Origin of the sequence: Crocosphaera watsonii WH 8501 (assembly GCF_000167195.1) — a bacterium.
Taxonomy (GTDB): domain Bacteria; phylum Cyanobacteriota; class Cyanobacteriia; order Cyanobacteriales; family Microcystaceae; genus Crocosphaera; species Crocosphaera watsonii.
This window is the reverse complement of record NZ_AADV02000109.1, coordinates 1-13,488: the sequence shown is the minus strand read 5'-3', so window position 1 is coordinate 13,488 and position 13,488 is coordinate 1. Positions and strand designations below refer to the sequence as shown.

9 protein-coding genes and 2 pseudogenes are annotated in these 13,488 nt (G+C 36.9%); 5 read left to right on the top strand and 6 right to left on the bottom strand.

The window, feature by feature from the left end; all coding sequences use genetic code 11:
* Positions 1-174: 174 nt before the first annotated feature.
* A pseudogene (locus CWATDRAFT_RS40360) lies at positions 175-1,332 on the top strand (IS4 family transposase).
* Positions 1,333-2,597: 1,265 nt separating this feature from the next.
* Here CWATDRAFT_RS40360 and CWATDRAFT_RS23630 read toward each other — a convergent pair.
* The 5 genes and pseudogenes from CWATDRAFT_RS23630 to CWATDRAFT_RS23605 all read right to left on the bottom strand — a co-directional run bounded on the left by CWATDRAFT_RS23630 (position 2,598) and on the right by CWATDRAFT_RS23605 (position 8,369).
* Positions 2,598-3,503, bottom strand: coding sequence for an alpha/beta fold hydrolase (locus CWATDRAFT_RS23630; RefSeq protein ID WP_007307367.1), 906 nt, complete (start codon positions 3,501-3,503; stop codon positions 2,598-2,600).
* A gap of 652 nt (positions 3,504-4,155) precedes the next feature.
* Positions 4,156-5,562, bottom strand: coding sequence for a hypothetical protein (locus CWATDRAFT_RS23620; RefSeq protein WP_007307366.1), 1,407 nt, complete (start codon positions 5,560-5,562; stop codon positions 4,156-4,158).
* Positions 5,563-5,638: 76 nt separating this feature from the next.
* The gene (locus tag CWATDRAFT_RS23615) at positions 5,639-6,310 is read right to left on the bottom strand and encodes an ABC transporter ATP-binding protein (RefSeq protein WP_007307365.1); all 672 of its coding nucleotides are present in this window, start codon (positions 6,308-6,310) and stop codon (positions 5,639-5,641) included.
* A 63-nt stretch (positions 6,311-6,373) separates the two neighbouring features.
* A pseudogene (locus CWATDRAFT_RS23610) lies at positions 6,374-7,571 on the bottom strand (RNA-guided endonuclease InsQ/TnpB family protein).
* A gap of 159 nt (positions 7,572-7,730) precedes the next feature.
* The gene (locus CWATDRAFT_RS23605; RefSeq protein WP_007307363.1) at positions 7,731-8,369 is read right to left on the bottom strand and encodes a hypothetical protein; all 639 of its coding nucleotides are present in this window, start codon (positions 8,367-8,369) and stop codon (positions 7,731-7,733) included.
* A 272-nt stretch (positions 8,370-8,641) separates the two neighbouring features.
* On the opposite strand from CWATDRAFT_RS23605, the gene CWATDRAFT_RS23600 reads away from it, so the two are divergent.
* From CWATDRAFT_RS23600 to CWATDRAFT_RS23585, 4 genes are all read left to right on the top strand, one after another.
* Positions 8,642-10,243, top strand: a complete 1,602-nt coding sequence (locus CWATDRAFT_RS23600) for an NAD(P)H-quinone oxidoreductase subunit 4 (protein WP_007307370.1) — start codon at positions 8,642-8,644, stop codon at positions 10,241-10,243.
* 168 nt (positions 10,244-10,411) lie between these two features.
* Positions 10,412-10,684 carry a photosynthetic electron transport-dependent transcriptional regulator PedR gene (pedR, locus tag CWATDRAFT_RS23595; RefSeq protein ID WP_007307371.1) on the top strand — a complete coding sequence of 91 codons (273 nt, stop codon included), beginning with the start codon at positions 10,412-10,414 and terminating at the stop codon, positions 10,682-10,684.
* Positions 10,635-11,222, top strand: a complete 588-nt coding sequence (locus CWATDRAFT_RS23590) for a TolB family protein (protein WP_007307372.1) — start codon at positions 10,635-10,637, stop codon at positions 11,220-11,222. The genes pedR and CWATDRAFT_RS23590 overlap by 50 nt, the downstream gene beginning before the upstream one ends.
* Positions 11,223-11,252: 30 nt before the next feature.
* Positions 11,253-13,073, top strand: coding sequence for a mechanosensitive ion channel family protein (locus CWATDRAFT_RS23585; protein WP_007307373.1), 1,821 nt, complete (start codon positions 11,253-11,255; stop codon positions 13,071-13,073).
* Between the two features lie 4 nt (positions 13,074-13,077).
* Here the strand turns inward: CWATDRAFT_RS23585 and CWATDRAFT_RS23580 are convergent.
* Positions 13,078-13,488: AI-2E family transporter (locus CWATDRAFT_RS23580; protein ID WP_007307362.1), on the bottom strand; the 411-nt coding region annotated here is incomplete at its 5' end.

Sequence of the window (13,488 nt, the reverse complement as noted above, 5' to 3'; positions counted from 1 at the left end):
ATGAACGGCGATCGCGAAACCTCTTATGCAGTCAGCTTTTCAAAAATTAAATGCGATTGCCCTGCCCCCCCAAACTGTTTTGATGCGCGAGCGTCAACTCCTAAAAGAGAGAAAACAATCCGATTTTATGCTAATAATAATCAGATTGTCCTTAATCGTTTTATAACTTAAATCATGAGCTTTTTAGCAGTTTATGAATCTCATTTTACCAAACATTTAACACAAACACAGTTCGAGGCTTTTAGAATTTTACTGTGGTTGCTGACAGTACATAAACAGGTTAGAATAGAAAGGTTAGCAGCTTGTTTTCCTTTACCAATCCTTTATCAAAGTCGTCGTAAACATATCCAGAGATTCCTAGTTTTGTCAGCTTTAGCCATTCCCAGATTCTGGTTTCCTGTGATTAAAGCTATTATTTGTAAAGAATTTAAGACTGGCTCTCGTCTGATTATAACAATTGACCGAACCCAATGGAAAGATAAAAATGTTTTCATGGTTGCTGTTATCTGGAAAAAGCGGGCTTTACCCATCTATTAGACACTTTTAGGGAAAAGAGGAGCCAGCAGATTATCTGAACAACAGGCATTAATTCAACCTGTTCTTTGTCTTCTAAAAAACTATGAGTTAGTCATTCTTGGAGACCGAGAATTCCACAGTGTTAAATTAGCTTATTGGTTGAAACAAAAAAGTAAAAAACAAAAGTTATTCTTCGCTTTTCGTCAGAAACAAGGTACAAACCAGAAAAAAGATGATGAAGATTATCAAACTTTTTCGCAGTTAGGAATGAAACCTGGGATGAAGATGTTTTTAACTGGGGTTTCAGTCACTAAAAATAAAGGGTTTGGAAACTTTAATGTGGGAGCATATTGGAAAAGAAAATACAAGGGCAAACAGGAAAAAGAGCCTTGGTTTATTCTTACCAACTTAGACAGTTTATCAGAGGTCTTGAAAGTCTATCGAGCCAGGGCAGGTATTGAAGCTATGTTCAAGGATTGTAAGACAGGGGGTTATAATTTGGAGGGAAGTAAAGCCAATAATAAACGACTAAATTCCTTGATTTTATTAATAGCGATCGCTTACACTGCTACTTCTTTAAAAGGCAAAACATTTCGACAAACCAATCAAGGAAAATATATTGCTCGTCTAACTGAAAAATCAAGACGTGACCGAAGACATAGTAATTTTTGGATAGGACTTTATGGCTCTCTTTGGATTCACGCTTGGGAATTTTGCTCTGATTTTATTTCAATTATGATGAGCAATAATCCCCAGAAACTCAACAATTATAAAAAAGGGTTACAAGCCATGTCCATAATAGATAAGACGGCTTAATTCCCCTATTTTATCTTAACATAAAATAACCAGTGGGAGATGATTTATTTTAGATGTAACTATCCAAAATAAACCAATTTTTATTATTTAATAAAAACTAATATTGCCCAAGGGGTTGATTTTGAGCATCAACCCTGTGGGGGGGAGGACGGTGTAACCCTCCTCCCCCCCACACACACGGCAAGAATGATTATCATTATTGTTTATTCTCAATAAGCCCTCTAGTTTTTGACAATTTATAGAGCGATCGCCACGGCTGAAACCCTCTTTCAATCAGGGTTTTAACGGGCTTGTCACCCCGTGAGCATCTAAACCTAAACAAGTTAAAGATATCTCAAATAATAACCAGAGAAACAGTCTTGTTAATACCTTTTTGCCAGTGGTGCTAAACATTGTTTTATGATAGAAATTAATGAGGGGGTGTCTTTATAGTTCCATTGTTACCTTTTTCCCCGTAAGCTTCCTCCGTAGAACTCCCTAAAATTGTCTTTTCTTGGTTGTAGTTACTTAAGTATTGATTTTATCGTTCTTCCAAAAGAAGACCCAATTAACAACTCGATTGATTTATTAATTTTTGTTAAGCATGAGAACAGTTAGTACAGAGAAAATAAGCATATTTGTATTTTTTTGAATATATATAACGATATATCTGCTGAATATTGATTATAATTTCATTTTTTTAGCGAATTTTAATGATTAATCTTTATATCTTTATCAACCTACAAAAAGATTGAAACTCATCAACCAAGAATTAAACAAACTTGTTTGGTACTGGGAAAATGATATTCTAATCACTTCAAATCAAAAGGTAGGATGTTCCACTGACAAGGATAAATATGTTGAGTAGCCGTTTAAAAATAATTGAAAACAACTTGACCCTCACACTTTAATCTTGTCAGGTTGAGATTATGTCTTGCAACCCCGTTATGAGTTCATTTGTTTGCCCACTGAGTTTTAGCAGGTTTCCAAGCCATAATCTTTTATGGGACAAAAGATGTGCGGAATGTGGGTTACAAAATTAATACTACGGTTTAAGAAAGTTAACATTTTTTGAGGTAGAGGTCGACGGTTGTTGACCTCTATTTTTTTCTCTCAAAACAATAAAAATATATTAAGTAGGGTGCGTTAGGCACGCTATAATTTTTGGGGTGATTTACCTACTTTTTTTCTGCCGTAATGCACCACAATCCTCTTATTTGGTGTATTACGCTACGCTAATACACCCTACCATTCTCACAGTCTCTTAATCTCAGAAGTAATAATCATTAATCTTTCAACTTAACAATAAACTCTTCTAAAATAGGATTAACTAATTCTGGGGCTTCATCTTGAGGGCAATGGCCGACACCTTCTAAGGGAATAAACTGGTCCACTGTAGGATAGTTTGCCCATTCTTGACCTATTTCAATCTTTTCCCAAGGGTCTTTATCTCCCCATAAAAGAATGGTTGGACAGGTTAAACGGGGTAATAAGTCTTCTGGTAAAGGCCCTTGAGAATAACCCGTAAACGCTAAAAATACCTCTGCTGCCCCCTGATCTTGGGCCGGTTTGAGTAACAGTTCAACTAATTCATCTGTAACCGCCTCAGAACGATGATAAGCCTGTAAAAGAATGTTTTTGACAGTATTTGGTTTAGCAACTTGTTGAAAAAAGAAAGAACCGATAGCCTTATTGGTTAAAACACGCTGCATAGCATTGGCACCAACCCGACGATACCAGGGTAAACTTGCCTGTTTACGTTCGTGCAGTAATCTTAAAGAACAATTAAGGGCAGCTACTCCTAAAACCCATTCGGGATGATCTACAGCGGTTTGCATTACCACCACACAACCTATAGAATTACCCACTAAGATAGCAGGACTACCGATCACCTCTCGGCAAAAATCAACCACTTGCTGTCCCCATGTCTCAAATGTATAGTCAATTTCCTGTTTTGGGGTAGGTTTAGCCGAACCACCAAACCCGATTAAGTCCAGGGCATAACATTGACAGGAGTTGCCTAAAACGGGGAGATTTTTCCGCCAATGCCTCCAAGATGCGCCAAAACCATGCACCAATAAAACAGCAGGACCTGTGTCTCCACAATGATTATAGGTAATGGGATAACCTCGCCAATACCAGGTTTTCTCATTGTTCGGAGTAGTGGGGTTTGTGATAGAAGACTGCACCATCTCAGATTTTATGTTAAAAAAGTTTTTCTTATATACTTAACTTAACATATAGTTAATGACTCAAACTATATTCCGCCATTTCCCGAATCAGCAAAATTCTGGAACTGAGATAGGTGCTGATCAGTCCACAGTCTTCAGAAGATAGGTTTTGTTGGCTACTTAGCTTGCTAATTATATGATTGATTAAATCTGAGTCATTTAACCCTACTAAGGTTTTCCCAGAATTTTCTCCAATGATTGACCAAAGTTGTCTCATGATTGTTGTATTCACTACTTTTTTCCTCATCTCATCTATGGCGTTCGTTTAACACAAGAATATATATCCTTGTTCCTGTTGGACTTCTTCAAAATCCTAAGCAATTTATATACTATTTGCCATCCCCCATGTTGGAATTTTATTATATCTATAAAAAACTTTTTCTTTCCTTACAGAAATCTCAGAAAATTCTGACTATTTCTGAGAAACACTTCCTAAAAGTTGATACAAAAGTTTAAAATGTAAGTGAGAGTTAAGTGTAAATTAACAAAGTAAAAGTTTAATATTTCCCTAATACTCTACACAATATTAAGGATAATTACAAGCTATACTATAGTCTTTACCGATGAGCAATAAACTCTTAACGATCATTGTGCTGGTGTTACTTGGGAGTAGCTAACGTTTTTTTCGCAATAGCTTACTTAACCTATTGATTAACTTTTCTAACCAATGAATAGCTGAGTCTAACCATTCTAAAATTCTAACTAAAGGATGCTTAACATAACCAGTAGTTTTGGCTTCAGTTTCAATATAATGGGAGGATATTTTTTCTATTTTATGCTTAGACTTAGAAGTAATAGACTTTTGAGAGTTATTTGTTTTTGGTGAATTTACGAGAGATTTACCCAAATATTTTTTCTTTTTTGCAGCACTTACTTTTTTTCTTTTCTTTCTTTTGAAATCTTTTTTAGCTTGATGGGAAGATAGTTCAGACTGAGATAATAAGGCAGGGGAAGATTGAAAAGAAGAAGGAATATTGACAACGGAAAGTTGTTGCTCTAAAACATCTCCAGATAACCAGGGATCATCCATTGTTTCACCAATAAAATTATCAGCAGACACAATTGATGATTTTAACTGTTTTCGGGGTAAATCAGATGCCAATTGCTTATGAGGTATAACTTGATTAAAAAAGTAATCAACAGCAGCATAAATAAGAAATTCTATCCGAAAGGGATCTTCATTTTCAATATTTAACGACTCATTACTTTTGTGTTTAATATATTCTCTTAATAGTTGTATTTTCTCGCTAAAATAAGAAGATAATTGTAAGGATTTTATGTTATTTTCTTGCTGAGAAAACTGAGAATTAGTTGATAAAGAGGTAATCGTGTTTTGAGGTACTATAGGAACTAAAGAAGATTCTCCAAACAAGTCTATGTTCATCGCTAAAGTCCCTGTTTGCATCCAAACCATGACTTTCCAAAACCAACGAATGGGAGGTAAAACATGATTACCTTTTGTAGAAAAGTTATTTGTTAAGCCCAGGTTTACCTTGTTATCTTGTTTAAGATTATATAAATAATTAGCTGTTTCTAAACTAATATATTTTTTTAAATGCTTTTGTTGTGCCTCGGAAAGAATATCAATAATTGTGTTATCTTCAGCTACTAAAACTAGGTTATGATTCTTTATCTCATTAGCCATGCCTTGAACCATGATAGGCATTTTATTATTATTATTATTTCGTTTTTTCTGTTGACTTTTGCTTTGAGTTAGACAGCGTTCTGTTTCTTGCAAAACTCTTCTTAAAGGTTGATCAACTTTAGCAGGAGAAGTGACAGTATTATTTTTATTAGTGGGTAGTGCTTTTTGAGTAAAACCCTGTCTTAACTGTTTAGGGATTACTCGTCCTGCTTGTACCATTAAATATATAGGGTAAATGAGGATTTGTAAGCTCCATTCTACCCCTACCCTAAGATATTGTGCGCTGCGAATCAAGCGATCGCGCCATTGCCAAGATTGACGGTTGACAAAGTTAAATAGTTTACTTTTGTACGGTTGATGGTTAGAAGAGTCCATTATCAGTTATCAGTTATCAGTTATCAGTTATCAGTTATCAGTTAGCAGTTATCAGTTATGGTTCACTGTTCACTGTTCACTGTTGCAGTTTGCCTTGGTTTAATTTGAAAACTTGTTGTGTAAATTGTTCTACAAGTTCTAATTGATGGTTTACCATAATAACGGCGGTTTTGGACTCTATTGTTATAGTCTTTAACACTTCGAGCAGTTGCAAGGCTTTGTCATGATCTAAAGCAGAGGTGGGTTCATCAAATAATAAGAGTTTGGGCTGCATCATTAAACCTCTGACAATGCTGATCAGTTGTCGTTGTCCTAAAGATAGTTGTAACTCATTACGTTCTAACCAATCATCGGGAATGGGTAACTGCGATCGCCAGTATTCTAATCTTTGTTTAATTTCCGTTGAGGATAATTTTTGTAATTTTAAGGGATATGTTAAGGTATCTTCAACGGTCATACCTAATAGTTTGGGTTCCTGGGGAACTAAAACTATTTGTTGACGCAGATGAATCACTGTAAATTGTGTTAAGGGTTGAGATTGAAATAAAATTGAGCCTGTACTGGGATCTTGAAGACGATTAATCAGACGTAATAGGGTAGTTTTCCCAGAGCCAGAAGGGCCAATAATGGCTAAGCGATCGCCCTCATGAACGGTAAAAGAAATATTTTCTAGTAAGCTATGTCTCCCTAAAGGATCACTCAATCCCACATCAGATAATTGTAATAAAAATTGTGTTGGTCGTGGCATTGGAATGTTGTGATTTGTTGTCAAGAACCTATCCGCTATATAAAACTTACTCAAACTTACCCATCAGGTTTTTAGGCTGATGATAACTCGGCTTGAGTCTATTTTACTTCCTGCTTCATCCAAGGGAGTCGGCTCTGACTTGTCCACAGGCGTAACTTCGGCCATAGCTTGACCTAGTTTTTCTAAGTTTTTTGCTGCGTTTAAATCCCTAACGAGCTTGATAATGGCATTTTTCACAACAAAATACTCTTTCAGATAATAGTAACGAGTCTTTTTTCTCCCCACAGTTAGAACAAGTTTTAGAAGAAGGATAAAACCTATCTACTATAACCAGTTTTGACCCATATAATTTACTTTTGTATTCTAACTGTCTTCTGAACTCATAAAACCCCATATCTGCTATGGCTTTCGCCAATTTATGATTAGCCATCATTCCTGATACATTCAAATCTTCTATTACATTGACTGCGTGGTTTTTGCTTAAGTGTGATGTCAATTTATGTAATGTATCTTTTCTAAGATTGGCAATTATTCTATGCAGTTTCTGAACTTTTAATTTAGCTTTTTTGGAGTTAGAAGAACAGAAGCTTTTTCTGTTTAATTCTCTTTGAAGTTTAGCTAATTTAGCTGATAGTTTTTTATAAGAGTACGCTACTTCAAAAACTTCTCCTGTAGATAAGGTAGCTAAGGTTTTTACTCCCAAATCTATCCCTACTACATCTATTTCTTTGTCGGTAGCTATGGACCCTACTTCTATTCTAAAGGAAATAAACCAACGGTCAGCTTCTCTGCTGATAGTAATATTTTTCGGTTGATAGATAGTAGGTAATCTCTCATAAGTTTTCACTTTTCCTATGACGGGAACTTGGATTAAATGAGAAGATAGAATGCGAATAGTTCCATCTAAAGTAAAGCTATCATGTCGTCCTTTCTTTTTAAATTTTGGTCTTTTTTTCTTTTTCCTGAAGCAATCAAGCCAAGCAGAAGCTAAATGTCTCAGTGCAAATTGTGGAGCGCACTTAGAGACCTCATAATACCATTGATTATCGGGCTTAACTAATTTGTTTAACCATTTGTGTAAATCAATCGCTGTAGGAAATTTGATTTTTTCAGAGTCTGAACAACTTTTATTATTGTCTAAAATAGCCAGACACAAATCATTTCCCCAATTATAAGCATGACGAGCGACACCTGCATGACGAGCCAGTTGTTGACGTTGGGTTTGATTTAATTTAAGTTGGGTTTTAAAGCCTAACAACATGGCATTTTTGAGATAATGACCAAAACTGTTGAGTTTAATTGTATCATATTAGGGTTTTAAACACAAAAAACTACCTATTTATGAACTTTTTCTACTAATATGAGTAGTTTTAGGCAATATTAGGTAGGTTTTTGGGAGCAGCATCAACCCCTATTTTTACTACTCATTGACCCCTTGACCATGTTCTCGTCCTGGAACACTTTCTAAGGAGGCTAAAATAGCTTGAGAAGCAGCAATAATATCTCTTTCTTCCCCACCCAAATATAAACGTCCAAAACTCCCGATGGCCGAAACTTGCAAAATATTAATCAAAGCAGCCTTTTCTGCTTCATTAGCTGCTAAAGCTGCATAAGCAGCAGGTTGTACCTCAAGTACATATAAAGTTTGTCCTGCCAGTAACATTTGTCCCCGTCGGTTACGATTAACCAGTTGTGCTTGATAAGCGTCGATATTACGAATAATTTGACTAGAAACCACCCTTGGTTTCAGACAGTCCCTTCGGTTAACACCCAAAGCAGCCAAAATAGCTTGTCCTGCTGCCTTGGTTTCCCCTTGGTTAGTGGAATGAATTTCTAGCAGTCCGTACAGTCGTTCTACAAATTGCACCCCAGGACGAACCACCGCAGATTTCAAAGCCACATCGGTAATACGGTTAATTTCAATCCCTGGAGAAATTTCAATCCACAAGGAAGCATCCCCAGGCAAAGGTAAAAACCCTAACGCAACAGTTCCAATGTAGGCCGCGTGTTGAGATTGTAAACGATCCAAATAAACGTAACTTCTTAATTCAACGCCCAAGATATCACTCTCCCATGCTTAAACAAGGAATTAGTTCCCCTAGAACAAATTACCACGTTTGACCATATTACCTGTCGGAGAGAACGGCCGTTCGCCCCGACGGAATCAAGGAGGTGTTTAACTATACATTGCCTTTTACAAATGAAAAATTATGTTATAATTCAAAAAACTCAATGATAGGGCTAGAAAATTTTTCTGCTATACCTCTTTCCAAATTGTTACAAAACTTTATATAATAGCAACAAGCAAACCTGAGTATTTATTCTTAGTCTATGGCTATCAACGAAATTCCGTGGCTCACAGCAATCATCCTCCTCCCTTTAATAGCGGCTTTTGCCATTCCTTTAATTCCCGACAAAGAAGGAAAGACAGTCCGTTGGTATGCGTTAGGGGTTGGTTTACTTAACTTTGCCTTGACAATATACGCCGTTTCCAACCAATACAGCTTTGATAACAGTGGGTTTCAACTGGAGGAAACATATCCTTGGGTTCCCCAACTGGGCTTAAACTGGTCAGTAGGCATGGATGGTTTATCCATGCCTCTAATTGTTTTATCAGGCTTAATCACAACCTTAGCCCTATTAGCATCCTGGAAGGTAGATAAAAAGCCTCGTTTATTCTATTTCCTAATGCTGGTGCTTTATAGCGCACAAATGGGCGTATTTGCAGCACAAGACTTACTATTGTTCTTCTTTATGTGGGAACTCGAGTTAGTCCCCGTCTATATATTAATTTCTATCTGGGGTGGCCCAAAGCGTCTATATGCAGCCACAAAATTTATATTATATACAGCCCTCGCCTCTATCTTTATATTAGTAGCAGCCCTGGGTATGGCTTTCTACGGTGACACAGTTACCTTTGACATAGCCCAGTTAGGAATGAAAGAATTTCCTATGGGGTTACAAGTGTTGGCCTATGCTGGTTTCTTAATTGCATTTGGTGTCAAACTGCCAATCTTTCCCCTACATACTTGGTTACCGGATGCCCATAGCCAAGCTTCAGCACCTGTCTCCATGATTTTAGCCGGTGTTTTGTTAAAAATGGGGGGTTACGGCTTAATTCGCTTTAACATTGAAATGTTGCCTGATGCCCACATTCAGTTTGCTCCCTTACTACTAATTTTAGGGGTAGTTAACGTGGTTTACGGAGCGTTTACAGCCTTTGGCCAAACCAACCTCAAACGTCGTCTAGCGTCTTCATCAATTTCTCACATGGGCTTTGTTCTCATTGGTATTGCTTCCTTTACCGAGTTAGGAATGAATGGCGCTGTTTTACAGATGATATCTCATGGTTTAATCGCTGCAGCATTATTCTTCCTTTGTGGTAGCGCTTACGAACGCACTCATACCCTGATGATGGACGAAATGGGTGGTTTAGCCGAGAAAATGCCGAAAACCTTCGCTTTATTCACGGCAGCATCCATGGCTTCCTTGGCTTTACCTGGAATGAGTGGCTTTGTGGCAGAATTAACCGTGTTCTTAGGTGTAGCTAATAGCGATGTTTACAGTTCCACCTTTAAGACAGTGGTGATATTTTTGACCGCAGTTGGTTTAATTTTAACCCCCATTTACCTCTTATCCATGTTACGAGTTGTCTTCTATGGACAGAAAAATGAAGGGTTAATGTTACCAAAATTTAACTTGGATGCTAAACCCCGTGAAGTATTCATCACAGCTTGCTTGTTACTGCCCATCATTGGTATCGGTTTATATCCCAAGTTGGCCACAACCACCTATGATGTCAAAACCGTAGAAGTAGCTTCTAAAGCTCGTTCCGCTTTACCAACCATTGCCCAGCAACAGGAAATGTCTCGTCACAATAACATTGACGAAGAGTTAGCTTCAACGGTGTTAGTTGCCCCCGAAATCGATTAACCTTTTCAGAACCGACAAATAATTGATGAACAATAATTCTGAGTGGGGTGGGCAATGTCCACTTCACTCAGAATTATTTGCGTTTTGCAAATTTATCTCCCCTAACGGTCAAATATCCACTACAATAGAGACAACAGATAAGTAAATGTACTAGCGCAATAAATACCTATGACCAGTGCCAAGTTTCAAAACCCTGTGTCTCTGTCTGGCCGAGAAATGCAAATTCTGGATCTCGTTTCAACTGGTTTGACTAATCTGGAAATTGCCCAGAAATTGGAGATTAGTAAGCGTACCGTTGATAATCATATCAGCAACATTTTGACCAAAACAAAAACAGACAATCGTGTAGAATTAGTTCGTTGGGGATTGCAATGGGGTAAAGTGTGCCTTGATGATGTCAATTGCTGCGTTCTTCCTTCTGATAGCGAAGTTGCATCCTAAATGCTTAAAAAGTTCCCTCAAGCTTTTCGGCCTTAGTATTCTGATTACTTTAGTGAGTTGTAGTGATTCTGGGTTTATTACCCCTCCAACTCAACCATTGGGAAATGTCTTAAATACTCGTTCTTCTGAACAGCATCCGCGTTTTTCCTACGAGGGTAGATATTTGGTGTTTGCATCCGATCGCCAAGGAAAGCGCAGCGTTTGGCTGTACGACCAAATTAACGGTGGTTTGTTACCCTTACCCGGGTTAAATCAACTTGGCAGCGTACAGGATCAACCCGATATTAGTGCAGACGGACGTTATATTGTTTATGTTTCCGAACAAGAGGGAAAACAAGATATTTTTGTTTACGATCGCCAAACGTCACGGGCTGATAACATTACAAAAAATATACTAGGAGAAGTGCGTCATCCCAGCATTAGCGGTAATGGACGCTTTGTTGCTTTTGAGTCCAACCGTTCGGGACAATGGGATATCATTATCTATGATAGGGGTTTAAATGCGCCCTTATCTTTGCCTTCTCAATTAAACAATTAAAGAAAGAAATTCTTAATTTTGAGATTACCTATGCTTAAATTATACTGGAAGTATTTTAGGATAACCATTGTTGGTTTGATAGTCTCTTGTTTAACGGTTATCATTGCCCCTAGTTTTGATTCATACTCCCTTGAGTTTAACTATTTAAGTCATTCCATAACGCCATCTTCATCCATCATTCTTGCTCAGTCTTCAAAAAAATCAGAAGAGTCTCTAACAGAAGAAGACGGAGAAAAAACAACAGAAGAAGCAGAAAAAGATTCCGTAGAAGTTCAAGAAGCTGATGTTTTAGTGGATGGAAAGGCTATTTTTACAATTAAAACTTCTTTAGGTGAACTTTCTCCAGAAAGTAGAGCTAAAACAGCAATGAGTAATCTGGAAGATGTAGCCCAAAATAATGCTATTACTCCTGAACAGATTAGGATCGTCAATCTTAAAGAATTGGGACTGGTTCAAGCCGATGATACTATTATAATAACCTTTGCAGAAGAAGATGCAGAGGCGGAAAGTTTGACTTTTTCGGAATTTCTCAATAAGCGTCGTGAAGAAATAGAAAATGCTATCATTGATTATCGAAAAGCCCGAACTAAAACATCAATTTCTCAGGGAATAGGTAAAGCGATAATTGCTACAATTATCGCAATTTTAAGTTTGTATTTATTAAAGAAAGTTCTCCCTTCTATTTTTGATCGTCTGCGAGCTTGGCAAAGAGAAAGACTGGATTCAGTGGAATTTCAAGGACTACAATTTATATCTGGTCGCCAAGTTGCCCAATTTATTTCTTTCCTGTTTACAGTTACCCGAATCTTTTTAGTTTTTCTCGTTTTTTATATCTATCTTCCCCTAGTATTAAGTTATTTTCCTTGGACTCAACCCATTGGAATTAAGTTATTAAGTAATTTTTGGGATTCAATTAATTTAGTTATTAGTGGGATACTTTCGTATATACCTAACCTATTTATCATTGCTGTTATTGGACTAATTGCTTATTATTCTATTCGCTTTGCACGTATTTTTTTTAATGCCATTGGAGAAGAGAGAATACGCATTAATGGTTTTTATCCAGAGTGGTCAGAACCCACTTATAACCTGATAATGTTCTTTATTATCGGATTGTCAGGTATTCTGATTTTTCCTTATTTACCCGCATCTAATTCGGCTGGATTTCAAGGAATTTCTATTTTTGCTGGTGCTTTATTTACTCTAGGTTCAACTGCTATTGTTGGGAACATTGTTAGTGGAATTGTTCTGATTTATACACGCTCATTCCAAGTAGGAGATGTGATTACAGCTAATGACAAGGCGGGGCGTGTCCTTGAGAAAAATATGTTGACGACACGAATTATGACACCAGATAATGAGGTAATTACTATTCCTAATGCAACGCTCCTTGCAAGTGATATTACTAATTATACCGCTTCGATTCGAGATCAACAAAGACCATTGGTATTAAAAACAACGGTTACATTAGGTTATGATGTTCCTTGGCGAAAAGTACATGAAGTTCTTATCAACGCCGCTAAAGATAGCGAAGGAATTATCGAAAATCCAGAACCTTTTGTCTTACAAACCAGTTTAGATGACTTTTATGTTGCCTATACAATCAAAGCCTTTACCAATACCCCTGAAAAAATGGCATTAACCTATTCAAAACTTCATCAAAGTATTCAAGATAAATGTAACGAAGCAGATATTGAAATTCTCTCACCCCATTATGCAGCTATCAGGGATGGACATCAAATTACTATTCCAGAGAATTATCTTCCCTCAGACTATCAGGCTCCAGGATTTCGGGTTGAATCTTTAGGAAACTCCCGGAAAGAAAATAATCATAACCAACAAGAACAATAAAAAGCTATAACTCCAATTCTTTTGTTGATGAAAGTTTAGAAAAAGGGTTATAAAAAAGACTCCCGGTTTGGGGTGGTAATGTGGGATCACCGATAATTTCTGTTACTCCTTTAATAACTCCCGTTAAAGGAATGGCTAAAATAACCCCCAATAAACCACCTATTTTTGCTCCGAGTAATAAAGCAATAAAAATAATAACCGGAGGGAGTCCCGTTAAATTTCCCATAATTCGTGGGGCAATTAAATTATCTTTGATTTGTTGAATTATAATAGATATGATTAATACTTGTATTGCCAGCCACCAATTAATAAAAGTCAAAATAATGGTAACAGTACCAATCCCCAAAGTGGCCCCAATAAACGGCAATATTTCCATCACTCCAATGAACACAGCAAAAAGAAGGGAAAAGGGAAT